The following is a 22,201-nucleotide window of genomic DNA, read 5'->3' on the forward strand; positions in this document are numbered from 1 at the left end:
GGCTGTCACTGGATGGGACGAGCCCCCCGGTTGGGCACCACGAACTCGCAGAGGTGACCATAGACGGGTGCCGCCCCACCCGTTGGACCTCGAACTGCCCAAGCACGTCGACGAAGCGTTGGCCGCTTATCTGGCCGACCGCCGGGCACTGGGTGCGCGCATGGAGGAGAACTTCACGAGCGCGGTCGACGCGCTGGCCGACTTCGTCCTCGGCGGCGGCAAGCGGATCCGGCCCACGTTCGCCTGGTGGGGTTGGCGCGCCGCGGGCGGCGACCCGGAGGGCGAGCTGGCCGGGGCCGTGCTCACGGCGGTCAGCTCGCTGGAGCTGATCCAGGCCTGCGCGCTGGTGCACGACGACCTGATGGACGCCTCCGAGACCCGCCGCGGCATGCCGACGGTGCACGTCCGGTTCGCCCGCCGGCACCGCGACGAGGGCTGGCTCGGCGAGCCCGAGCGGTTCGGGCTGGCCGCGTCCGTGCTGATCGGGGACGTGGCGCTGGCCTGGGCGGACGACATGCTGTTCGCCGCCGGCCTGCCGACCGACGCGCTGCAGCGGCTGAGCCTGCCGTGGCGGGACATGCGCACCGAGATGCTGGCCGGCCAGTACCTCGACGTGCTCACGCAGGCGCGCGGCGACAGCTCGCCGGACGCGGCGCTGCGCATCGACCGGCTCAAGACCGCCGCCTACACCGTGGAACGGCCGCTGCACATGGGCGCGGCGATCGGCGGGGCGTCACCGGAGCTGGTGGACGGCCTGCGCTCGTTCGGCACGGACATCGGCGTGGCGTTCCAGCTGCGCGACGACCTGCTCGGCGTGTTCGGCGACCCGGCGGTCACCGGCAAGCCCGCGGGCGACGACCTGCGCGAGGGCAAGCGGACGCTGCTGGTCGCGCTGGGCATGGAGTTCGGCGCGGACGTGCTGCACGAGGCGCTGGGCAAGCCCGACCTGGACGTGGCCACGGTGGACGAGGTGCGCGCGCGGCTGCGCGAGGTCGGCGCGGTGGACGCGGTCGAGGAGCGGATCGCCGAGCTGACCGAGTCCGCGCTGCGGGCGCTGGACCGGTCGCCGGTCGCCGAACCGGCCGGTGCGCGGCTGGCGGAGCTGGCGATCAGCGCCACCAAGAGGACTTCCTGACGATGCGCACGGTCACCGGCCGCACGGACCACGTCGTCGTGGTGGGCGCGGGGCTGGCGGGGCTGTCCGCCGCGTTGCACCTGCTCGGCGCCGGTCGCCGGGTCACCGTGGTCGAGCGCGACGCCGTGCCCGGCGGCCGGGCGGGACGGCTGGACCTGGGCGGCTACCGGTTCGACACCGGGCCGACCGTGCTGACCATGCCGGAACTGGTGGACGAGGCGCTGAACGCCGTCGGCGACTCGCTGGCCGACCGGCTGGACCTGCGGCCCCTGCACCCCGCCTACCGGGCCCGCTTCGCCGACGGCAGCACGCTGGACGTGCACTCCGACGGCGAGGCGATGGAGGCCGAGGTGCGCCGGTTCGCCGGTCCGCGCGAGGCCGCGGGGTACCGGGCGCTGCGCCGCTGGCTGACCGAGCTGTACCGGGTGGAGCGCGAGCAGTTCATCGGTGCGAACTTCGACTCGCCGTTGTCCCTGCTCACGCCCCAGTTGGCGAGGCTGGCCGCGTTGCGCGGGTTCGCCAGGCTCGGGCCGTCGGTGGCGCGGTTCCTGCGCGACGAGCGGTTGCAGCGGGTGTTCTCGTTCCAGTCGCTGTACGCGGGCGTGCCGCCGCGCAAGGCCCTCGCCGCGTACGCCGTCATCGCCTACATGGACACCATCGCGGGCGTGCACTACCCCGAGGGTGGGATGCGGGCGTTGCCGGACGCGTTGGCGGCGGCGGCCCGGGACGCGGGCGCGGACCTGCGGTTCCAGACGCCGGTGGCGTGGCTGGAGCGCATCGGCGGCCGGGTCACCGCGGTGCGCACCACGCACGGCGAGCGCATCCCGTGCGACGCGGTGGTGCTCACGCCGGACCTGCCCATGGCGTACCGCCTGCTCGGCCACCGGCCGCGCCGTCCCGTGCCGATCACGTGGTCGCCGTCGGCGGTCGTGCTGCACGCGGGCGTGGACCGGACCTGGCCGGAACTGGCACACCACACGCTGTTCTTCGGCCGGGAGTGGGACCGGACGTTCGACGAGCTGACCCGCCGCGGCACGTTGATGAGCGACCCGTCGCTGCTGGTCACGGCACCGCCGGGGCAGGGGATGTTCGTGCTGGCGCCCGCGCCGAACCTGCGCGTCGGCCCGGTCGACTGGGACCGCGTCGGCCCGGCCTACCGCGACGAGCTGGTCGGCGTGCTGGAGGCGCGCGGGCTCACCGGGTTCGGCGCCGCGATCGAGGTCGAGCACCTGGTCACGCCGGCGGACTGGGCCGCGATGGGCCTGGCCGCGGGCACCCCGTTCTCGGTCGCGCACACGTTCGCCCAGACCGGGCCGTTCCGGCCGCGCAACCTGGTGCTGGACAACGCGGTGCTGGCCGGTTGCGGCACCACGCCGGGCGTCGGCGTGCCGCCGGTGCTGATCTCCGGCAAGCTGGCCGCCCAGCGGATCACGGGGTCGGTGGGCGCGAGGTCGCGGCGGCCCGCGCAGGCACGACGGGCGCACACCCGGCGCTGACCACGCGCGGGTGACGAGGCCGTCACGTGCGGCGTTGTGCGACGATGTCGGCGCGATGGCCGCGACCACGTCCTTCCCCCGATCGAGCGCCGCACCTGTGGAGCCGGTGCGATCGTCGGCTACCCGGGTGGCGGAGCGGCGGTGACCGACCTGGCCGCGGCGTACGCCCGCTGCCGCGAGCTGAACGCCCGGCACGGCCGCACGTTCTTCCTCGCCACCCGCCTGCTCACGCCCGCGCAGCGGCCCGCCGTGCACGCCCTGTACGGCTTCGCGCGGTGGGCGGACGAGATCGTGGACAGCGGTGACCCGACGGACCCGGCCGGTGACCTCGAACTGCTGGCGGCCCAGTTGGCCGACGAGCTGGCGGGACGTCGGACCGGGCACCCGGTGCTCGTCGCACTGGTGGACACGGTGCGCCGATACTCCATCGACCCGGAGCTGTTCACCGCGTTCCTGACGTCGATGCGGATGGACCTGACCGTCACGTCCTACCCGGACTTCCCGGCGTTGGAGCGGTACGTGCACGGCTCGGCGGCGGTGATCGGGCTGCAACTGCTGCCGGTGTTCGGGACGGTCGTGCCGCGTGCGGAGGCCGAGCCGTCCGCCGCCGCGATGGGTCGCGCGTTCCAGCTGACGAACTTCCTGCGCGACGTCGGCGAAGACCTCGACCGGGGCCGGCTGTACCTGCCGCAGGACGTGCTGGCGGCGCACGGCGTCGACCGGGAGCTGCTGGTGTGGTGCCGGCGGACGGGTAAGGCCGACCAGCGGGTGCGGCGGGTGACGCAGCACCTGGTCGCGCGCACGTTGGCGGAGTACCGGGAGGCCGAGGCGGGTGTGCCGATGCTGCGGCCCGTGTCGCGGCCGTGCGTGCGGACCGCGCTCACCCTGTACCGGGAGATCCTGGACGAGATCGCGGCGGCCGACTACCAGGTGCTGGACCGGCGGGTGGTGGTGCCGAACCGGCGCCGGCTGGCGGTGGCCGTGCCCGGGTTCGCGCGGGCGCTGGTGGCGAGGGTCACCGGGCGCTAGTGCCGTGGCACACGACGTCCGGGCGGCCTGGGTGGCCGCCCGGACGTGGTCGGTCGTCTGGGGTGGTGCGGTGCTCGTCAGAAAGCCAAGGCCTGTGCCCGGCGCTTCACCTCACGGCCGCGGTCGCCGCGCAACGCCTCGACGGGCGTGCCGGGCAGGGTCTCGTCCTCGGTGAACAGCCACCGGAGGATCTCTTCGGTCGAGAAGCCGGAGTCCCGCAGCACCGTGATGGTGCCGGGCAGGCCCTTCACCACGCCTCCGGCGGCGAGGAACTGCGCGGGGACGACGAGGACGCCATCACGTCGCTCGGCGATCAGCTGACCGTCGCGCAGCAACTGGTGGACTCGGTTGATGGGCAGGTCAAGACGCTCGGCGACCTCGGGGAGGGGCAGGACCTCCAGGTCGGGAGCCAGCACATCCGCAGCGGCAGGAATCGCACTCACGTGCGTCACGATGCCACAACGACGTGAACGACGCCCTGCGCCAACCGGGTGGTCGCGGTACACCCGAGGGTCGGGTTGTGGCTACCCCCTGTTTCACCCGACTTTGACGCGGATCCCACAAGCGCGCGTGGGATGCTCCAGCGCACAGCACTCGGTCGGCACCACCCACCGTACGATCCACGGCTGTGGAAAGGTCGGCGACGAACGTGATCGGCGGGCTGCTCGAACAACGCTACCGGGTAGGCGCCCTGGTCGCGCGGGGCGGCATGTCCACCGTGTACCGAGGTGTGGACACGCGCTTGGAGCGGACCGTGGCCATCAAGGTCATGGATCCCCGGTTCTCCGCCGACCCGCAGTTCGTGGCGCGGTTCGAGCGCGAGGCGCGGTCCGCGGCGAAGTTGCACCACCCCGGCGTGGTGCAGGTGCACGACCAGGGCGTGGACGAGGACCGGGTCTACCTGGTCATGGAGCTGGTCGAGGGCGGCACGCTGCGCGACCTGCTCACCGCGCGCGGCAAGTTGGACGTGCCGCTGGCGCTCACCGTCATCGAGAAGATCCTCTCGCCGCTGGCCGCCGCCCACCGCGCCGACCTCGTGCACCGGGACGTGAAGCCGGAGAACGTGCTGATCGGGCCCGGCGGCACGGTGAAGGTCGCCGATTTCGGCCTGGTCCGCGCGGCGTCCGGGGCGGGCGTGACCAGCGACACCATGATCCTGGGCACAGTCGCCTACCTGTCACCCGAACAAGTCACCACCGGCACCACGGACGCGCGCAGCGACGTGTACTCGGCGGGTGTGCTGCTGTACGAGATGCTGACCGGCACGCCGCCGTACGTGGGCGACAACGCCATCTCGGTGGCCTACCGGCACGTGAACGACGAGGTGCCGCCGGTGCCGGGCGTGCCCGCCGAGGTGGCGGAGCTGGTGCGCAGGGCGACCCGCAAGGAGCCGTTCCTGCGGCCGGCGGACGCCGAGTCGTTCCTGTCCGAGGTGGAGACCGCGAGGGCGAAGCTCGGCATCGCGGCCGTGGACGTGCCGGTGCCCGTCGCGGCGACGGTCGCGGAAGAGGCCACGGAGCACGTGCCGGCGCCGGTGAGCCCGGCCGAGCAGACGTTGCGGGTGGAACCGGTGCGGGTGGGCGCGGGCGCGCCGTTCGCCGAGCCGACCGTGCCGGTGCACCGGCCGAACCCGCTCGTGCCGCCGGCGGGCGGTCCGCAGGGCACCAGGGCGATCTCCCGGGCCGAACTGCTCGCGCCGCCCGAGCCCAAGCCGACCGGGCCGACTCCCCCGGCCCGCCCGCGTCCCAAGAGACCGCCGAAGAAGAAGACGCCCGAGCAGCTGTACGAGGAGATGCGGGCGCGCGGCAAGCGGCAGTTCATCACGTGGCTCAGCGTCGTCGTGGTGGCCGCGATCCTGATCGGCGTCACGATCTGGTGGCTGGCCATCGGCCGGGTCGCGACCGTGCCGAACCTGGTCGGCCAGGACGAGACCGCCGCCACCGCGCTGCTGGACGAGGCGTCGCTGAAGAAGACGGTGCGCCGGGAGAACAGCGACACCGTGCCGAGCGGGCAGGTGATCAGCACCGACCCGCCCGCCGGGACCAAGGCCAACCAGGGCGACCTGGTGCGGCTCGTGGTGTCCGCGGGCAAGCCGGTGGTGCCGCAGGTCAACGCGGGTGTCGAGGTCGCCGCGGCCGAGCGGGAGATCACGTCGGTGGGGCTGAAAGCGCAGCTCAACCCCGCCGAGGACGCGTTCAGCGACCGCGTGCCCAAGGGCAAGGTGGTGACGCTGAAGCCGGCGCCGGGCACGCCGGTGCCGATCGGCTCGACGGTGACGATCGTGCTGAGCAAGGGCTCGGAGCCCAAGCCGGTGCCGAGCGTCACGGGCAAGACGAAGGACGAGGCGTTCGCCGAGCTGAGCGCGGCCGGGTTCGAGCCGGTCGAAGGCCCGACGGAGTTCTCCGACAAGGTCGACGGGGGCAAGGTGATCCGCACCGACCCGCCGGCGGGCACGAACATGCCCCCGGGCGACCGGCGGGTGACCGTCGTGCTGTCCGCGGACACGGTGACCGTGCCTCAGGTCGAGGGCAAGACGGTCAAGGAAGCGAAGAAGATCCTGGAAGAGGCCGGCCTCAAGGTCGACGTCCAGTTCAACGACCGCGACCGGGCACGCGTGGTCAACCAGTCCGTGCGGGCCGGTGAGCGCGTGCCGAAGGACACCAGGATCACGATCATCGCTGTATAGAATTGCGCCGCCTCCGGCGTCGCGGGCTCGGTCGACGCGACCTCGCGTGGTGTCGGGTATGGGGCGAGCCCCGGAGCAGGACCTGTAGGACGGCAGTGGCCCCCGACTCCGCGGAGTCGGGGGCCACTCGTCGATCGGAGCGCTGCTAGCTGCGGAGCATTTCCGCGACCAGGAACGCCAGCTCCAGCGACTGCTGCGTGTTCAGCCGCGGGTCGCAGGCGGTCTCGTAGCGGCCGGCCAGGTCCAGGTCGGAGATCTCCTGCGCGCCGCCGAGGCACTCGGTGACGTCCTCGCCGGTCAGCTCGATGTGGATGCCACCGGGGTGGGTGCCCAGGCGCCGGTGCACCTCGAAGAAGCCCTGCACCTCGTCGACGATCCGGTCGAAGTGCCGGGTCTTGTAGCCGGTGGACGCCTCGTGCGTGTTGCCGTGCATCGGGTCGCACTGCCAGATGACCTGGTGGCCGGAGGCGGTGACCTTCTCGACGATCGGGCCGAGCACGTCGCGCACCTTGCCGTTGCCCATGCGGCTGATCAGGGTCAGCCGGCCGGGCTGGTTGTGCGGGTCGAGCCGCTCGACGTACTCGACGGCCATCTCCGGCGTGGTCGACGGGCCGATCTTCAACCCGATCGGGTTGGACAGCAGCTCGGCGAACGCGATGTGCGCGCCGTCCAGCTGCCTGGTCCGCTCCCCGATCCACAGGAAGTGCGACGACAGGTCGTACAGCCTCGGCTGCTCGCCGTTGGTGTCCAGGCGCAGCAACGCCCGCTCGTAGTCCAGCAGCAGCGCCTCGTGCGAGGCGAAGATCTCGGTGGTGTGCAGCGACGAGTCGTTCACGCCGCACGCCGACATGAACCGCAGGCCGCGGTCGATCTCGCCGGCCAGCGCCTCGTACCGCTCGCCGGCCGGCGACTGGCGGACGAAGTCCTTGTTCCAGTCGTGCAGCCGGTGCAGGTCGGCCATGCCCGCGGTGGTCATGGCGCGCAGCAGGTTCATCGCCGCGCCCGCGTTGGCGTAGGCGCGGATCATCCGGGACGGGTCCGGCACGCGCGCCTCGGGCGTGGCGACCAGCGAGTTGACGATGTCGCCGCGGTAGGACGGCAGGCCGAGCGCGTCGATGTTCGACGAGCGCGGCTTGGCGTACTGGCCCGCGATGCGGCCGATCTTCACCACCGGCAGGCTCGCCCCGTAGGTGAGCACGACGGCCATCTGCAGCAGGGTCCGGACGTTCGCGCGGATGTGCGGCTCGGTGTTGTCCGCGAACGTCTCCGCGCAGTCGCCGCCCTGCAGCAGGAACGCCTCGCCGCGGGCGACCTCGGCCAGGTTGTCGCGCAGCCGGTCGATCTCGGCCGGCACGGTGATCGGCGGCACGCTCTCCAGCACGGCGCGCACCCGGCGCACCTGCTCGGCGTCCGGCCACTCCGGCTGCTGGGCGGCAGGCCGGCCCAGGGCGTCGTCGAGCCGGTCGCGCAGCTCGGGCGGGAGGGGCGGAAGCTCGGGAAGCGTGTCCACGGGCACGTCCACGGTCCAGTTCACACGTTAAAGATAGCTGTCCACATCGAGAGACGGACGCGGGTCCGACCTGTGCATTATGTGGACCATGTCGGACACCCGATCGGATGACAACACGGCGGCGAGGCTGCTGTCGACCGCAGTGGAGAACGTCCAGCGGGACTACCCGGCGCACTGGTCGCACGTCGTCACCGGCGACGGCGACCTGGTGCCCCAGCGCGTGCTGCACCCGATCTTCGCCGGGTCGTTCGACTGGCACTCGTGCGTGCATCAGACCTGGTTGGCGGTCCGGCTGCTGCGGTTGCGGCCCGAGATCGAGGGTGCGGAACAGGCCCGCCGGGTGCTGGACTCGCTGATCACGGCGGAGCACGCGGAGGTCGAGGCGGCGTTCTTCGACGGACCGAGCGGCGGGTTCTGGGAGCGCCCCTACGGGTGGGCGTGGCTGCTCGTGCTCGACGCCGAGCTCCGCACCTGGGGCTCGCCGCTGGCGGCGGCGCTGCGGCCGTTGAGCGCGGTGCTGCGTGACCGGTATCTCGTCAAGGTGGCCGGCGCGCGGCTGCCCGTGCGGACCGGCACGCACGGCAACACGGCGTTCGCGACCGGGCTGGTGCTGGACGCGGCGCGCGCGGTGGGTGACGAGGAACTGGCCTCGGCGTGCGCGGACGCGGCGTTGCGGTGGCACCGGGAGGACGTCGGGTACGGCGGGTTCGAGCCGGACGCGGCCGACTTCCTCTCGCCCGCCCTGACCGAGGCGGACCTCATGCGGCGCGTGCTGCCCACCGACGAGTTCACCTCGTGGTTCGAGGCGTTCCTGCCGCACCTGGAGGACTCGCGCTGGAAGGTGCTGCGCGAGCCCGTGCCGGTGGACGACCCGGGTGACCCGCACGGCTCGCACCTGGTCGGGCTGGCGCTGTCGCGGGCGTGGCAGTGGCGGGCCGTCGCCGACGCGCTGCCGTCGGACCACCGGTACGCCGACCTGGCCCGCACGGCGGCCGGGGCGCACCGGGAGACCGGTCTGGGGCTGGTCTTCGGGCACGGCTACTACGCCGAGCACTGGCTGGGCACGTTCGCCGCCTACCTGGACGTCGGCGCGTTCACGGATCGATGAGGGACGCGGCGGCGTCCCGGCACCGGCGCTCCTCCAGCGGCCGGCGCATCGCCGCGAACCGCTCGGCCGCCTCCAGGAACAACGCCGACGCCTGCGTGCGGTGCCCTTGGGCGCGCCGCAGCTCGGCGCGCACCTCCCACAGCGCCGCCGTCCACGGGCCGCCCTGCCAGAGGCCGCTGATCCGCTCCGCCTCCGCCAGGTGCGGCCCGGCGCGGCTCGGGCTGCCCGCGTTCGCGCACGCGGTCGCCGCCGCGATCCGGAAGCCGATCGAGCACGGGTCGCACACGTGCGGCGCCCCGGTGAGCCACCGTTCCGCCTCGCGGATCGCGCCGAGCGCGCCGCCGATGGTGCCCGCGGCGAGCACGCGGACCCCGTGCACCCGGATGACCAGGTGCGACGGTATGCGTGACGAGCGGGCCAGCGGCAGCGCCCGGTCGAGGTCGGCGCGGGCCGCGGCACGGTCGCCGCGCCGGGTCTCGGCCTCGGCCCGCCGTTCCAGCGCCAGGGACTGGGCGGACACGCAGCCCGCGCGTTCGGCCTCGGCCAGGGACTCGCCCAGCGTGGCCACGGCGTCGTCGAGGCGCCCGGACAGCAGCGCGAACTCGCCCAGCAGCAGGTGCGCCAACGCCCGGCCCCCGGCGGAACCCGCCCGTGACGCGATGGCGAGCAGGTCGCGGCCGAACGACTCCGCGCCGTCGTGCCCCTCCGGCCCGTACAGGTAGAACTCCTGCAGGCACAGGTGCGCGTCGTAGACCTCGGGACGGGGCGGCTGCCGCACCGCGTCGGCGAACTCCTCCCGGAACAGCCGGTGCCACGTGCCGCGGGCGTGCGCGACGAGGGCGAGCAGGGTCGAGGCCTCGCCCAGCTCGTGCCCGAGGTCGGCGTCCAGCGCCAGCACCCGCGCCTGCCTGGCCAGCCGTTCGGCTTCGGCGAGGCGGCGCCGCCCGAACGCGACCAGGCCGTTGGCCAGCGCGACCGCCACCCGCTGCGCCGGTGACGGCGGCTCGGCCGCGTCCTGGGTGAGCGCCGACTCGTACAGCGCGACGGTCTCCGCGTCCGGCCCGACCCCGATCCGCTCGCGCAGCGTGCGGCGCAGCCGGTCGAACTGGCGCAATGCCTCACCGCGGCGACCGGCGGCCAGGTGCCGGCGCATCACCGCGCGGTGCGCCTGCTCGTCGGTCTCGTCCAGCTCGAGCAGCCGTTCCCAGTCGCCGGCGGCCCGGAGCAGCGCGACGTACCAGCCCTCGACCTTCTCGTGCGGCTCCGAGACCCAGCCCTCGTAGCGGTCGTCGACGAGCAGGCCGCCGCGGTACTCGGCGGCGACGAGCGCGCACCGGTCGGGGTCCCCCGAGGCCAACGCGGCGTCGGCGGCCCGCTCGAACCGGTCGAGGTCCACGTCGACGACACCACCGGGCCACAACGTCAGCAGCCGCCCCTCGCAGCGGACGGCGTCGGCACGTCCCAGCGCGCGCCGCGCGTAGTACACCGCCTTGCGCAGGTTCGCCCCGGCCGCGTCGGCGGGCAGGTCGGGCCACAGCCGGTCCATCACCTGCTCTCGGTGCAGCCGGTGGTCGGGCGCCACGGCCAGCAGCTTCACCACGTCGGCCGCGCGCCGGTTGCGCCACACGTCACCGGGGACGGGTCTGCCGTCGACGGTGACGGCGAACCTGCCCAGCACGCGCACCTGGCAGGTGGACGGCATGGCGGCACCCTACGTCCGGCCCGGCGGGACCGCCGTGGGAACGGTTTGGGAACGCCGCGAGGCCTAGCGTGTCCCGATCCACTCCGAGTCGGGAGGACACCCATGTTGTTCATGGACGTGCACAACCACCTGCCCGAAGGTGCCGGTCCACGGGATGTCGCCGAGGCGCACGCCGCCGACCTCCGCACCCAGGACCAGTACGGCGTCCGGTACCTCAACTACTGGGTCGACGAGCAGGACGGGAAGGTCTTCTGCCTGGTCGACGCGCCGGACGCGGAGACGGCGCACCGGGTCCACCGCGAGGCGCACGGCTTGGTGGCGGACGAGATCTACCCCGTGGTGCAGGGCTGAGAGAACGAGGAAGGTGATGGAGATGTCCGTGCTGGCGTCGAAGAGCTTCACGGAACCGGAAGAGGTGCGGGAGTTCCCGCACGGTCACGTCGACCTGGTCACCGTCGGCGACACGACGGTCGGCAGAGCCGAGTTCGAGCCGGGCTGGCGGTGGACGCAGGACGTCAAGCCGATTGCGGGCACCGACACCTGCCAGGCCTCGCACACCGGCTACATCCTGTCCGGCCGGATGCACGTCGTCATGGACGACGGCGCGGAAGGCGACGCCGGACCGGGCGACGCGATCATGGTGGAGCCGGGGCACGACGCCTGGGTCATCGGCGACGAGCCGTGCGTGATGGTCGACTTCACCGGCCTGCGCGACTACGCGAAGAAGTGAGAGGCCCGCGAAACCGGGAGCGCCCTCGGACACGGAGTCCGAGGGCGCTCGTCGTCGTCGATCGGCTCAGCCGAAGAAGACCTCGGCCTCGGCGTAGCGGTGCACCGGAACGGTCTTCAGCTCCGCCGTCGCCTCCGCCAGCTTCACCCGGACGATCTCCGTGCCGCGCAGCGCGACCATGACGCCGAAGTCGCCCTCGGCGACCGCGTCCACCGCGTGGAGGCCGAACCGGGTGGCGAGCACGCGGTCGTAGGCGGTGGGGATGCCGCCGCGCTGGACGTGGCCGAGCACGACCGCGCGGGACTCCTTGCCGGTCCGCTCGGCGATCTCCTCGGCCAGCCAGGTGCCGACACCGCCCAGCCGGACGTGGCCGAACGCGTCCTTCTCACCGGAGTGCAGCACCTCGGCGCCACCCTCGGGCATCGCGCCCTCGGCGACCACGATGATCGGGGCGAACTGGCGCTCGAAGCGCCGCTCCACCCACTCGACCACCTTGTCGACGCTGAACTGCTTCTCCGGCACGAGGATCACGTTCGCGCCGCCGGCCAGGCCCGAGTGCAGCGCGATCCAGCCCGCGTGGCGGCCCATGACCTCGACCACCAGCGCGCGGTGGTGCGACTCGGCCGTCGTGCGCAGCCGGTCGATCGCCTCGGTGGCGATGTGCACCGCGGTGTCGAAGCCGAACGTGTAGTCGGTCGCGCCCAGGTCGTTGTCGATGGTCTTCGGCACGCCCACGACGCCGATGCCGTCGTCGGTGAGCCGCTTCGCGACGCCGAGGGTGTCCTCGCCGCCGATCGCGATCAGCGCGTCGACCTTGTTCGCCGCGAGGGTCTCGCGGATCCGGTCGACGCCGCCGTCGATCTTGTACGGGTTGGTGCGCGACGAGCCGAGGATGGTGCCGCCCCTGGTGAGGATGTCCTCGACGTCATCGAGCCCGATCGGCTTGGTCAGGTTCTCCACCGGACCCTGCCAACCGTTGCGGAACCCCACGACATCCCAGCCGTGGGCCTCGATGCCCTTGCGGACCACGCCGCGGATGACCGCGTTGAGGCCGGGGCAGTCGCCACCGCCGGTGAGCACACCAATGCGCATTTGCTTAGCCAATCTCTTCTCGTGGCGTTGGTCACCCAAGCCTGACACGCGCTGGATCGGTGCAGCAAGCGAGGGTCCACCTACCGGACCGAGAAACCCTTCCGCAAGCGCTCGCTCTCGATCACCTTCCAGCGCGCGAGGTTGTGCCGTGCGTCGGCCAGGGCGTCGTGCGCGTCCGCGGGCGCCGGCGGCAGGTGGGGTTTGCCCACGTCCTCCCAGCGTTGGCGCAGGTCGCGGGTGAACCGGGGCAGGCAGCGCGGCAGGGCCGGCATCGGGCCCCAGAGCTGCGCCAACGCCACGTGGTCGTAGGCGGCGAACCACGCCCACAGCTCGATGTCGTCCCGGTTGGCCTTGGGCCCGCCGAGGAAGTCGAGGAGGTCGGCTCGGATCCGCTCGCGGCTGCGCCACGCCCGGTCGGCGGGCGAGGGCAGCTGGTTGAGCACGTTGGCGCGCACCCACGGTCCGGCCTTGGCCGGGTCGAACTCGGTCGACACGGCGTAGAACTCGCGGCCTTCCTCGTCGACCACTCCGATGGAGACGAGGTCGATGGTGACCCCGTCCTCGATGAACTCACAGTCGTAGAAGAACCGCACCCCGCCAGCCTAGGGGTGCGGATCAGCCCGCCTTCGCCTCGGGCAGCCGATCGACCGCTTTCGCGGGCTTCTCGTCGCCCTGCCCCTCCTTGGCCTTGGCCGCGTACACGTCGACGTACTCCTGGCCGGACAGCTCCATCAGGGCGTACATGATCTCGTCGGTGATGGACCGCAGCACGAACCGGTCGCCGGACAGCCCCTCGTAGCGGGAGAAGTCCAACGGCTTGCCGATCTTGATCCGGATCGGGTACGGCCGCCACATGCGCGAACCGATGGGGTTGGCCTTGTCGGTGCCGAACATCGCGACCGGGATGACCGGCGCGCCGGACTCCAGCGCGATCCAGGCCACGCCGACCTTGCCCTTGTACAGCCGGCCGTCGGGCGACCGCGTGCCCTCGGGGTAGATGCCGAGCAGCTTGCCCTCGCGCACGATCCGCACACCGGTGTCGAGCGCGCCCTGGGCGGCCGACGCGCTGGACCGGTCGATCGGCACCTGGCCGACGCCGTAGAAGAACCAGCGCTGGAACCGGCCCTTGAGCCCCTTGCCGGTGAAGTACTCGATCTTGGCCGGGAACGTGACCCGACGTGACAGCTTCAGCGGGAGGAAGAACGAGTCGGAGACCGCGAGGTGGTTGCTCGCGAGGATGGCGCCGCCGTCCTTGGGGATGTTCTCCGCGCCCTCGATGATCCGGGGTCGGAAGAACAGCTTCAGGAGCGGCCCGAGAAAGATGTGTTTCATCAACCAGTACAGCACCGCTGCGAGCGCCTCCTCGACGTGCTTGATCCCCGGCGCCAGCCTACGGAGCCGACGGCGAAACACACAACGAACACCCACGCGGAGGCGGTACGGTCCAAGTGCCACCGGCTGCCGTAATCCGCAACACAACGGGCTCGTGGGACGATGGACCCTGGCAGAGGATTGGCCTTCACGACCCGGAGGGCTGGAGCACGCCGATGAACTCCCGACGCGACTCGACCGACGGCCCGGAGGACGTCGACGCGACCTTCGCCGAGATCGTGGCGGGTCTGGAACGCGAAGGTGTGGGCAGGCAGGCCTACCCCGACGAGACCGAGCCGGACGAGGGCGACGAGGCCGAGCCGGCGCGGTCGGTGCGGCCCGAGGGCCAGCCCGCCGTGGCCACGGCCGACGACGACCCCGACGCGTACCCGGACTCGGACGACCCGAACGACCACTACGTGCCGCCGGAGCCGCCTCCGCTGCCCGCGTTGCGGCCGGGCACGGTCGCGGCGCTGCTGCTGATCGCCCTGGGTGTGGTCGTCCTCCTCTTCCCGGGCCTGTTCGGCCTGACCGGCATGATCGGCACCCCGCTGGCGCTGGTCGTGATGTGCTCGGGCGCCGGCTGGCTGATCCTGCGCATGCGCAACACCGAACCCCCGGACTCGGGCTGGGACGACGGCGCCGTCCTCTAACCCCCGCGCGTGTCGAACACTCAGGACCCGCGTGTCGAACCTTCAGGTCCCGCGTGTCGAACGCTCAGGACCCATGAGTTCAACGCTCAGACGGCCCGGGACGTACGCCAAGGCGCCTGAGTGTGGAATTCGGGGGTCCTGAACGTTCGACACGCGGGACGCGAGTGTTCGACACGCGGGACCTGAAGGTTCGACACGCCGGGGGTCAGGTGCCGGAGATCAGGCGGATGGTGAAGCCGTCGGCGTCACGGCTCATGTTCACGTCGCGGCACGTCCGGTGCGTCAGCCACAGGCCGACGCCCGCCGTCGCGGTGCGGTCGGTCGGCACGAGGCCCGCCAGCGGTGACGCGGGCCCGTCACCCCGATCCGTCACGGCCACCAGCACGTGCGTCGGCCCCGCCCACGCCCGCAGCCGCACGGGCGGCCGGCCGTGCGACTGCGCGTTGGTCACGGCCTCGCTCGCCGCGTACACGATGTCGTCCACCTCGTCGTGGCTCAGCCGGGTGCCGACGCACGCCGTGGTCACCGCACGCCTGGCCTCCGCGGGCGTCGGGTCGATCAGCTCGGCCAACGGCCGCCCCGCCTCGAACGCCGTCGGCCCGGTCGGCGGCAACGTCCACGACGACCGGTACCTCGGGTTCGGCAGGTGCGACCCGTCCGTGCCGGCCACGTGCGGGTGGGTGCGCACCACGTCCGCCAGCACCCGCGCCGGCGTGGTCCGCAGGTCGTACGGGCACAGGCCCCACAACGGGTACTCGGCGAAGACCTCGTTCACCGCCGCCTCGTACCGCGACCACCAGTCCCACGCCGCGCCGACGCCGGGGTGCGGCACGTCGCCGACCACCCGGATCTGCGCCACGCCCGCGTACTCCGCGAACAGCTTCCGGTAGGCCATGATCGCCTCGGTCGGCCGGTCGTACTGGTCGCCGCCGGACAGGAACACGACGCCGGACGGGTCGGCCACCGCGTCCCGGACCAGCCGCTCGTTGGCCGGGCGGCACGCCACCAGCACCGGCTCGCACGCCGCCACGCCCTCGTCCACGAACGGCACGACGACCGACCGGTAGTCGTCGTCGCTGCCGTAGAACGCGGTCTCGTGGAAGTAGCCGACGTGCCCGCTCGCCGCGCCGGACCTCATCGGCGCACCACGAGGTCGAAGAGGGACTCGCGGACGTGGTGGTCGCGCGGTCCCCGCATGACGGCGGTCCGCATCCCGCGATGCTACGCGGGATGCGGGAGTCAGCGGTGCCTGCCGTTGCGGGCCGTGCTCGCCGCCACGTCACGCGCCAGCGTGGCGACACCGACGATCCCGGCGTCGTCACCGAGCTGCGCGGTCCGGATGCGGGCCAGCGGCCGGTGCCCGGCGCCGGTCACCACGGCCGCGTACCGCTCGCGCGCGTCGTCCAGGAACAGCGGCGCGGACTCCGACACACCGCCGCCGATCACCACGACCTCGGGGTCGTACACGTCGGCGACCAGCGCCAACCCCTCCCCCAGCCACCGGGCCAGGTCCGCCATCGCCCGTTGCGCCAACGGGTCGCCGTCACGCGCCGCGCCCGCCACCCGACGCCCGGTGACGGCCCGCGAGTCGCCCATCGCCTCCCGCGCCAGCACGGTCGACTGACCGGGGTGGCGGGCCAGCAGCTCGACCGCCGTCGTGCTCAACGCCGTGCCGCTGCAGTACCGCTCCCAGCAGCCGTGCTTGCCGCACGGGCAGGGCCGACCGTCCGGCACGAGCCGCAGGTGACCCAGCTCCGGCGCCACGCCGTGCGCGCCGCGGAACACCTGCCCGTCGATCAGCAGCGCGCCGCCGATCCCGGTGCCGATCGCGACGAGCGCGGCGATCTTCGCCCCGCGCGCCGCCCCGAACCGGTGCTCGGCCAGCGCGGCGGCGTTCGCGTCGTGCTCCAGCACCACCGGCATGCCGATCCGCCGCGAGATCCGGTCGGCCACCGGCGCCTGCCGCCACGCGAGGTGCGGCGCGAACCGCACGGTCCGCAGGTCGGAGGCCACGAACCCGGCCACGGCCAGCCCGACGCCCGAGATCCGGTGCCGGGACGCCAGCTCGGCGACGGCCCGCCCGATCGCCTCCTCCAACGCCTCCTCGCCGCTCGGCGTGGCCGCGCGCGCCGTGTCGAGGACCGCGCCGTCACCGTCGACCACCCCCGCGCGCACGCTCGTCCCGCCGACGTCGACGCCGACAGTCAGCACTGCGCCCCCCGGTCACGCCGCACCACGGGGATGTGCTGGACGCGCGGCTTCTCCGGCCGCGCCGGCTCGTCCTCCGACACCGGCGGCGACGGTTCGGCCAACGCCGCCCGCAGCACCGCGATCAGCCCGGCCACGTGCTCGGCCGCCTTGGCGGCCAGCTCCGACCGGTCGCCGCGGGCCAGCGCCACCGCGTTGCACAACGGGCACCAGCCGCACGTTCTCGGGTCGTGCTCGCCCTCGGCGGCCACCCGGTGCAGCCACGGCTGCGCCCGCTCGGCGGCGGCGTCGAGCAGCAGGCGCACCTCTTCGGCGAGCTTCGAGTCCACGTGCCTCACCGCATCCACAGATCGGGGTCGGGTGCGAACCGCACCGCCAACCCTGCCTCGTCCAGCTCCGCGCCGGTCACCAGGCAGCGCTTGAGCAGCGACGGCAGCGCGACCAGCCGCCGCCTGCCGTCCACCGTCACGGCCAGGTCGTCGCCCACCCGCGCGAGGTCGAGCGACGAGTCGCCGACCGGCAGCGCGACGCGCAACGTGTACTCCAGCTCGCCGGTCCGCTCCACGGTCAGCAACTGCCGGTCGGCGTCGGCGCCGTCGAGCGGGTCGCGCCCCTGGTAGAGGCCCTCGGCGACGTCCAGCAACGCGGCCGTGCCGACCGGTTCGGCGGCCCGGTGCTCCACCGTCCGCACCGATCCGAGGTCGGCCAGCCCGGCGAGCACCGCGTCCTGCTCGGCACGACGGGTGCGCAGCCACTCGGCGGCCGGACCGCGGTCCGCGCCGGGGTGCGGCACGACCCGGTTGGCCACCACGCCGTCGACCCGGATGCCCTGCAGCGCGAGCGCGGTCACGGTCCGCCTGGTCTCCGCCGCGACCACCCGCTCGGGGGTCAGCACCAGCCGGACGCTGGTCGTCGGCGAGGTCAGCAGGCCGCGCAGCTGCTGCAGCTCCTCCGCCAGCCTGCCGAGCGCGTCGGCGGTGGCGTCCCAGTTCTCCACCGCGTCGCTGCCCGCGACCCCGGCCAGCAGCCCGCGCACCACCCGGCGGTGGGTCGGGAACAGTCGTTCCAGGTAGGAGGCGAACGCCTCGGGCAGCGCCAGCAGGCGCAGCGTCTCGGCAGTCGGACCGCAGTCGACGACCACCACGTCCCACGGCCCGGTGGCGGCCAGCCGCCGCACCTCCGAGAGCGCCAGCAGCTCCTCGACGCCGGGCAGGACGGTCAGCTCCTCGGCGTCCAGCTCGTCGACGCCCGCGCCCGCGAGCACGGTCCGCAGGTGTCCGCGCAGGTCGCGCCACGCGTCGTCGACCAACGCGCGCGGGTCGACCTGGGCCGCGTGCAGCGACGCGGAGGACGGGCCGCCGTCGACCTCGGCGACGTCACCGGACAGCGGCACGCCGAACGCGTCGCCCAGCGAGTGGGCCGGATCGGTGGACACGACCAGCGCCTTGCGGCCACCGGCGGCGAGCGCGGTGGCGGTGGCGGCGGCCAAGGTCGTCTTGCCGACCCCGCCCTTACCGGTGAAGAGCAGCAGACGGGCGCTCATCCAGCGTTGTCCACCCGGTTTTCCACCCGGCGCTTGAGCTCCTTGAGCGCGGTGTCCATGATCATCTTCTCGGCCTTGCGCCGGAACAGGCCGATCATGGGCACGATCAGCTGCACCGACAGGGTGTAGGTGACCTCGGTCGAGCCGCCCTTGGGCGCCAGCGCGTAGCTGCCCTCCTGCGACTTCTGCATCTGCCCCTTGACCAGGTGCCACGAGATGCGGCTCGGCGACCACTCGTCGTAGGCGAGCACGTACTCGTCCTTGATCGGGCCCTGGTCGATGTTGAACCTGACCTGCGCCGCGCGACCGTCCGCCCCGGTCTCCAGCACCTCGGCGCGCTTCACCCCGTTGGCCCACTCGGGGTAGGCGTCGAAGTCGGCGATGACCGCCGCGATCTCCTCGGGCGTCGCGTCGATGACGATGGACTGGGTGGACTCGTCGGCCATGCCGGGGAGGCTACCCGGTGGTTCGGCTCACCAACGCAGGACGTGGGGCGTGCCGGTGCGCTGGAAGTGGCCGACGTTGACGCACTCGGTCCAGCCGACCCGGACCCTGCGCGCCATGGGCTGGTGCACGTGCCCGAACACCGACCACCGCGGCCGGTCGCGCTCGATCACCTTCAGCAGCGACGTCGAGCCCAGCTCGGGCCGGCGGGCCACCACGTCGTAGGTCAACTCGGCCACGGCGGGCGGCACGTGCGTGCACAGCACGTCCACTTCGCCCAGCCCGGCCAGGGCGGCGCCGAACTCCTCTTCGGTGCGCAGGTAGGGGCGCCACGGTCCGCGCCGGTTCGGCACGAAACCCGGGTGCAGCACCGCGCCGCCCGCGAAGCCGAACCGCAGCCCGCCGATCTCGGCCACCTGCCCGTCCAGCACGTGCACGCCGTCGTGGGCGAACATCGGCCACAGCTCGGGGCTGTCCACGTTGCCCGGCGTGGCGTAGGTGGGCGCGCTCATCACCGCGAACATCGCGGCGTACTGCTCCATGACCGCCTCTTGGACGACGTCCGCGGCGTTGTCCAGGCTCTCCCACAGCGACCGCATGTAGCGGACCGTCTCCGCGCCGAACCGGCCGCGCCGCAGCCGGGCGAACACCTCGACCTTCTCCGCGCCGAACACCCGGCCCAGGATGCCCTTGCCGTGGTCGTAGTAGTCGACGAAGTCGACCAGGTCACCGAGGACGACCAGCGCGTCCGCCCCGTCACCGGCGCGCGCCAGCGCCTCCGCGTTGCCGTGGACATCCGAGACGACGTGAACCCGCACAAGACCCAAATCTACGGCAGCACGGGCGGCTCACCAGGCGGCCGACCGGCCTCCAAGATCATTTTGAGACCGAGTGACACCTCTTTGGCGGCCAACTGGCGGCTCCGCACCTCGCGGCGTATCCGCTGGTCGGACGCGTCGCCCGGCAAGTCGGCACGCAGGAAGTAGTGCAGCAGGGTGCCGTCCAGGACCGGCTCCAGCCACACCTCCATCGTTCCGACCAACGCGCCGGCGACCGTCCAGCGCAACCCCTGAGTGCCCCGGTCGGCGTACACGTCGAGGGTCAGGTCCGGCCAGAACTCCGCCCACGCGGCGGGCGGCGCGAAAGCGGCGGCGACGACCGCCGGGGGCACTGCGAGGAACGTCTCGTCAACGACGTCGACACTGGGCACGGGTGGGAAGAGTGCCACGACACGGTTACGGAAACACCGGCCGGCCTGGTGTATCGCCGGAATCACAGGCTAAGTTTCCCCACCGGTAACAAACAACGTCCGGAGGTCGACGTGCGCGAGTTCAGCGTCCCCGCCACCGCCACTGTGGCTGCCGAGGAGAACCTCACCGACATGGTGTGGGCGAACGCGGAGCGCTTCGGCAACGCCGTCAGCTTCCGCCGACGCGTGGACGGCACGTGGGTGGACGTCACCGCCCGCGACTTCGCCGCCCAGGTCCTCGCGGTCGCCAAGGGGTTGGTCGCGGCGGGGTTGCAGCCAGGCGAGCGGGTGGGCCTGATGTCCAAGACCCGCTACGAGTGGACCCTCCTCGACTTCGCCATCTGGCACGCGGGCGGTGTCGTGGTCCCGATCTACGAGACCTCCTCGGCCGAGCAGGTCGAGTGGATCCTGTCCGACTCCTCGGCCAAGGCCGTGTTCGTGGAGACCTCCGAGCACCGCGCCACAGTGGACTCGGTGGTGGCCGGCCTGCCCGAGGTGCGGCACGTGTGGCAGGTCGACGGACCGTCCGGTGACGCGGCGGGCGCGATCGACGAGCTCACCGCGCTGGGCGCCTCGGTGTCCGACGACGACGCGCGGGCGCGGCGCAAGGCCGTCGGGGCGGACGACACCGCGACCATCGTCTACACCTCCGGGACCACCGGCCGCCCCAAGGGCTGCGAGCTGACCCACCGCAACCTGCTGTCCGAGGTGCGGGCCGGGATCACCGCGTTCCCGCAGCTCATGCAGGCGGGCAACTCGCTGCTGGTGTTCCTGCCGCTGGCGCACATCCTGGCCCGCGCGCTGGCCCTGTGCGGTGTGTACACGCGCGTGACCATGGGCCACACGTCCGACGTGAAGACCCTGGTGCAGGACCTCCAGTCGTTCCGACCCACGTTCGTGGTGGCCGTGCCGCGCGTGTTCGAGAAGGTCTACAACGGCGCGAAGCAGAAGGCGCACGCGGCGGGCAAGGGCAAGATCTTCGACGCCGCCGAGGCGACCGCGGTGGCCTACAGCGAGGCGCTCGACAAGGACGGCCCCGGCCTCGGGCTCAAGATCAAGCACGCGCTGTTCGCGAAGCTCGTCTACAGCAAGCTCCTCGCGGCGCTCGGCGGCCGGTGCACCAACGCGGTGTCCGGCGGCGCGCCGCTGGGTGAGCGGCTGGCGCACTTCTTCCGCGGCATCGGCGTGCCGGTGTTCGAGGGCTACGGCCTGACCGAGACCAGCGCCGCGTCGAACCTGAACACCGCGTCGGCGTTCCGGGTCGGCACGGTGGGCCGACCGGTCAGCGGCACGTCGATCCGCATCGGCGAGGACGGCGAGGTCCTGATCAAGGGCGACGTCGTGTTCCGCAGCTACTGGAACAACCCGACGGCCACGGCGGAGGCGCTGGAGGACGGCTGGTTCCACACCGGTGACATCGGCGAGCTGGACGACGACGGCTTCCTGAAGATCACCGGGCGCAAGAAGGAGATCATCGTGACCGCCGGCGGGAAGAACGTCTCGCCCGCCGTGCTGGAGGACCGCCTGCGCGCCCACCCGTTGATCAGCCAGTGCATGGTGGTCGGCGACGCGCAGCCGTTCATCGGCGCGCTGATCACGATCGACCCGGAGTTCTTCCCGGCGTGGAAGGAGCAGAACGGCAAGCCCGGGTCGGCGACCGTGGCCGACCTGGTCGACGACGAGACGCTGCGCGGCGTGATCCAGGCCGCGGTGGACGAGGCCAACCAGGCGGTGTCCAAGGCGGAGGCGATCAAGAAGTTCCGCATCCTGCCGGTGGACTTCACCGAGGCGGGCGGCGAGATGACCCCGAGCCTGAAGCTCCGCCGCGCCGTGGTCGCCACGACCTACAAGCAGGACATCGAGTCGATCTACGCAGGCTGAGCCCACCCCACGCGGTCGCGTCGACCGTTCGCCACGACCGACGCGACCTCGCCCGCCGTCTGCGGAGCAGCGGCAATCCAATCCAACACAGACGAGTGGCCTGCGTCCGAAGACGCAGGCCACTCGACCCCCAGTGATCGCGTATCCGCTGACGCGGACCCGAGAAGTTTTGTTGTCCCGGTCCCCCAACCGGGACGCTTCATAGCGTGCCGCAGCGCGCTGTCGTATCGCTGACGCGGCGATGACTCGTGCCGTCAGCGCCCGCCCTAGGCTGTGGACAGCGAGGCGGAACGAGGGGACGCAGAGGATGGGCGCTGGGCCGTGGTTCGGCCTTCTCGGCCCGCTCGAGGTGCGCATACAGGGT

General features: G+C 72.6%; 22 protein-coding genes. 9 read left to right on the forward strand and 13 right to left on the reverse strand.

The window, feature by feature from the left end; genetic code table 11:
- Positions 1-67 precede the first annotated feature (67 nt).
- The 3 genes from AB0H12_RS14620 to AB0H12_RS14630 all read left to right on the forward strand — a co-directional run bounded on the left by AB0H12_RS14620 (position 68) and on the right by AB0H12_RS14630 (position 3,660).
- Entirely contained in the window at positions 68-1,135 is a 1,068-nt protein-coding gene (locus AB0H12_RS14620) for a polyprenyl synthetase family protein (RefSeq protein WP_499623397.1), read from the forward strand.
- Between the two features lie 2 nt (positions 1,136-1,137).
- Positions 1,138-2,631, forward strand: coding sequence for a phytoene desaturase family protein (crtI, locus tag AB0H12_RS14625; RefSeq protein WP_499623398.1), 1,494 nt, complete (start codon positions 1,138-1,140; stop codon positions 2,629-2,631).
- Between the two features lie 141 nt (positions 2,632-2,772).
- A complete protein-coding gene (locus tag AB0H12_RS14630; protein WP_499623399.1) occupies positions 2,773-3,660 on the forward strand; it encodes a phytoene/squalene synthase family protein in 888 nt (295 codons plus the stop codon).
- Positions 3,661-3,737: 77 nt separating this feature from the next.
- Here AB0H12_RS14630 and AB0H12_RS14635 read toward each other — a convergent pair whose 3' ends face one another.
- Positions 3,738-4,103, reverse strand: a complete 366-nt coding sequence (locus tag AB0H12_RS14635) for an Rv2175c family DNA-binding protein (RefSeq protein WP_499623400.1) — start codon at positions 4,101-4,103, stop codon at positions 3,738-3,740.
- 185 nt (positions 4,104-4,288) lie between these two features.
- Between AB0H12_RS14635 and AB0H12_RS14640 the strand changes: the two genes are divergently transcribed.
- Positions 4,289-6,346, forward strand: coding sequence for a Stk1 family PASTA domain-containing Ser/Thr kinase (locus tag AB0H12_RS14640; protein WP_499623401.1), 2,058 nt, complete (start codon positions 4,289-4,291; stop codon positions 6,344-6,346).
- Between the two features lie 145 nt (positions 6,347-6,491).
- Here the strand turns inward: AB0H12_RS14640 and AB0H12_RS14645 are convergent, their stop codons facing one another.
- Positions 6,492-7,880 carry a class II 3-deoxy-7-phosphoheptulonate synthase gene (locus tag AB0H12_RS14645; protein WP_230566726.1) on the reverse strand — a complete coding sequence of 463 codons (1,389 nt, stop codon included), beginning with the start codon at positions 7,878-7,880 and terminating at the stop codon, positions 6,492-6,494.
- 64 nt (positions 7,881-7,944) lie between these two features.
- Here AB0H12_RS14645 and AB0H12_RS14650 point away from each other — a divergent pair, with 64 nt between their 5' ends.
- The gene (locus AB0H12_RS14650) at positions 7,945-8,964 is read left to right on the forward strand and encodes a DUF2891 domain-containing protein (protein WP_499623402.1); all 1,020 of its coding nucleotides are present in this window, start codon (positions 7,945-7,947) and stop codon (positions 8,962-8,964) included.
- On the opposite strand, the gene AB0H12_RS14655 is transcribed toward AB0H12_RS14650, so the two are convergent.
- Positions 8,951-10,666, reverse strand: a complete 1,716-nt coding sequence (locus AB0H12_RS14655; RefSeq protein WP_499623403.1) for an AfsR/SARP family transcriptional regulator — start codon at positions 10,664-10,666, stop codon at positions 8,951-8,953. The two genes, AB0H12_RS14650 and AB0H12_RS14655, sit on opposite strands and share 14 nt — an antisense overlap.
- A 102-nt stretch (positions 10,667-10,768) precedes the next feature.
- Here AB0H12_RS14655 and AB0H12_RS14660 point away from each other — a divergent pair, with 102 nt between their 5' ends.
- Both AB0H12_RS14660 and AB0H12_RS14665 read left to right on the forward strand, forming a co-directional pair.
- Positions 10,769-11,017, forward strand: a complete 249-nt coding sequence (locus tag AB0H12_RS14660; protein ID WP_499623404.1) for a DUF4242 domain-containing protein — start codon at positions 10,769-10,771, stop codon at positions 11,015-11,017.
- 22 nt (positions 11,018-11,039) lie between these two features.
- Entirely contained in the window at positions 11,040-11,396 is a 357-nt protein-coding gene (locus AB0H12_RS14665; protein ID WP_499623405.1) for a cupin domain-containing protein, read from the forward strand.
- Positions 11,397-11,462: 66 nt separating this feature from the next.
- On the opposite strand, the gene AB0H12_RS14670 is transcribed toward AB0H12_RS14665, so the two are convergent.
- The 3 genes from AB0H12_RS14670 to AB0H12_RS14680 form a co-directional block, all read right to left on the reverse strand.
- Positions 11,463-12,488 (reverse strand): 6-phosphofructokinase, encoded by a 1,026-nt coding sequence (locus AB0H12_RS14670; protein ID WP_499623406.1) that lies wholly within the window; start codon positions 12,486-12,488, stop codon positions 11,463-11,465.
- An 80-nt stretch (positions 12,489-12,568) separates the two neighbouring features.
- Positions 12,569-13,081, reverse strand: coding sequence for a polyadenylate-specific 3'-exoribonuclease AS (locus AB0H12_RS14675; RefSeq protein WP_498773681.1), 513 nt, complete (start codon positions 13,079-13,081; stop codon positions 12,569-12,571).
- Positions 13,082-13,103: 22 nt separating this feature from the next.
- A complete protein-coding gene (locus tag AB0H12_RS14680; protein ID WP_498773679.1) occupies positions 13,104-13,835 on the reverse strand; it encodes a lysophospholipid acyltransferase family protein in 732 nt (243 codons plus the stop codon).
- Positions 13,836-14,035: 200 nt separating this feature from the next.
- Between AB0H12_RS14680 and AB0H12_RS14685 the strand changes: the two genes are divergently transcribed.
- A complete protein-coding gene (locus tag AB0H12_RS14685) occupies positions 14,036-14,512 on the forward strand; it encodes a hypothetical protein (protein WP_499623407.1) in 477 nt (158 codons plus the stop codon).
- A 205-nt stretch (positions 14,513-14,717) separates the two neighbouring features.
- Here the strand turns inward: AB0H12_RS14685 and AB0H12_RS14690 are convergent, their stop codons facing one another.
- The 7 genes from AB0H12_RS14690 to AB0H12_RS14720 all read right to left on the reverse strand — a co-directional run bounded on the left by AB0H12_RS14690 (position 14,718) and on the right by AB0H12_RS14720 (position 19,917).
- Positions 14,718-15,650, reverse strand: a complete 933-nt coding sequence (locus AB0H12_RS14690) for an anti-sigma factor RsbA family regulatory protein (RefSeq protein ID WP_499623408.1) — start codon at positions 15,648-15,650, stop codon at positions 14,718-14,720.
- Between the two features lie 101 nt (positions 15,651-15,751).
- The gene (locus tag AB0H12_RS14695; protein WP_499623409.1) at positions 15,752-16,723 is read right to left on the reverse strand and encodes an ROK family protein; all 972 of its coding nucleotides are present in this window, start codon (positions 16,721-16,723) and stop codon (positions 15,752-15,754) included.
- Complete coding sequence (locus tag AB0H12_RS14700) at positions 16,717-17,049, reverse strand: hypothetical protein (RefSeq protein WP_499623410.1); 333 nt, start codon at positions 17,047-17,049, stop codon at positions 16,717-16,719. The genes AB0H12_RS14695 and AB0H12_RS14700 overlap by 7 nt, the downstream gene beginning before the upstream one ends.
- A gap of 5 nt (positions 17,050-17,054) precedes the next feature.
- Entirely contained in the window at positions 17,055-18,263 is a 1,209-nt protein-coding gene (locus AB0H12_RS14705) for an ArsA family ATPase (RefSeq protein ID WP_499623411.1), read from the reverse strand.
- The gene (locus AB0H12_RS14710; RefSeq protein ID WP_053718762.1) at positions 18,260-18,709 is read right to left on the reverse strand and encodes an SRPBCC family protein; all 450 of its coding nucleotides are present in this window, start codon (positions 18,707-18,709) and stop codon (positions 18,260-18,262) included. The genes AB0H12_RS14705 and AB0H12_RS14710 overlap by 4 nt, the downstream gene beginning before the upstream one ends.
- A gap of 27 nt (positions 18,710-18,736) precedes the next feature.
- Positions 18,737-19,525 carry a metallophosphoesterase family protein gene (locus tag AB0H12_RS14715; RefSeq protein WP_499623412.1) on the reverse strand — a complete coding sequence of 263 codons (789 nt, stop codon included), beginning with the start codon at positions 19,523-19,525 and terminating at the stop codon, positions 18,737-18,739.
- Between the two features lie 11 nt (positions 19,526-19,536).
- The gene (locus tag AB0H12_RS14720; protein ID WP_499623413.1) at positions 19,537-19,917 is read right to left on the reverse strand and encodes a polyketide cyclase / dehydrase and lipid transport; all 381 of its coding nucleotides are present in this window, start codon (positions 19,915-19,917) and stop codon (positions 19,537-19,539) included.
- Positions 19,918-20,028: 111 nt separating this feature from the next.
- Here AB0H12_RS14720 and AB0H12_RS14725 point away from each other — a divergent pair, with 111 nt between their 5' ends.
- Positions 20,029-21,837, forward strand: coding sequence for an AMP-dependent synthetase/ligase (locus tag AB0H12_RS14725; RefSeq protein WP_499623414.1), 1,809 nt, complete (start codon positions 20,029-20,031; stop codon positions 21,835-21,837).
- Positions 21,838-22,201: the final 364 nt, after the last annotated feature.

The organism is Actinosynnema sp. NPDC023794 (genome assembly GCF_040639675.1).
GTDB lineage: Bacteria > Actinomycetota > Actinomycetes > Mycobacteriales > Pseudonocardiaceae > Actinosynnema > Actinosynnema luteola.

Coding starts and splice junctions, on each gene's coding strand:
- AB0H12_RS14710 (WP_053718762.1), bottom strand. CDS start 18,709: ATGGCCGACGAGTCCACCCAGTCCATCGTCATCGACGCGACGCCCGAG.
- AB0H12_RS14655 (WP_499623403.1), bottom strand. CDS start 10,666: ATGCCGTCCACCTGCCAGGTGCGCGTGCTGGGCAGGTTCGCCGTCACC.
- AB0H12_RS14650 (WP_499623402.1), top strand. CDS start 7,945: ATGTCGGACACCCGATCGGATGACAACACGGCGGCGAGGCTGCTGTCG.
- AB0H12_RS14705 (WP_499623411.1), bottom strand. CDS start 18,263: ATGAGCGCCCGTCTGCTGCTCTTCACCGGTAAGGGCGGGGTCGGCAAG.
- crtI (WP_499623398.1), top strand. CDS start 1,138: ATGCGCACGGTCACCGGCCGCACGGACCACGTCGTCGTGGTGGGCGCG.
- AB0H12_RS14665 (WP_499623405.1), top strand. CDS start 11,040: ATGTCCGTGCTGGCGTCGAAGAGCTTCACGGAACCGGAAGAGGTGCGG.
- AB0H12_RS14685 (WP_499623407.1), top strand. CDS start 14,036: ATGAACTCCCGACGCGACTCGACCGACGGCCCGGAGGACGTCGACGCG.
- AB0H12_RS14670 (WP_499623406.1), bottom strand. CDS start 12,488: ATGCGCATTGGTGTGCTCACCGGCGGTGGCGACTGCCCCGGCCTCAAC.
- AB0H12_RS14660 (WP_499623404.1), top strand. CDS start 10,769: ATGTTGTTCATGGACGTGCACAACCACCTGCCCGAAGGTGCCGGTCCA.
- AB0H12_RS14690 (WP_499623408.1), bottom strand. CDS start 15,650: ATGAGGTCCGGCGCGGCGAGCGGGCACGTCGGCTACTTCCACGAGACC.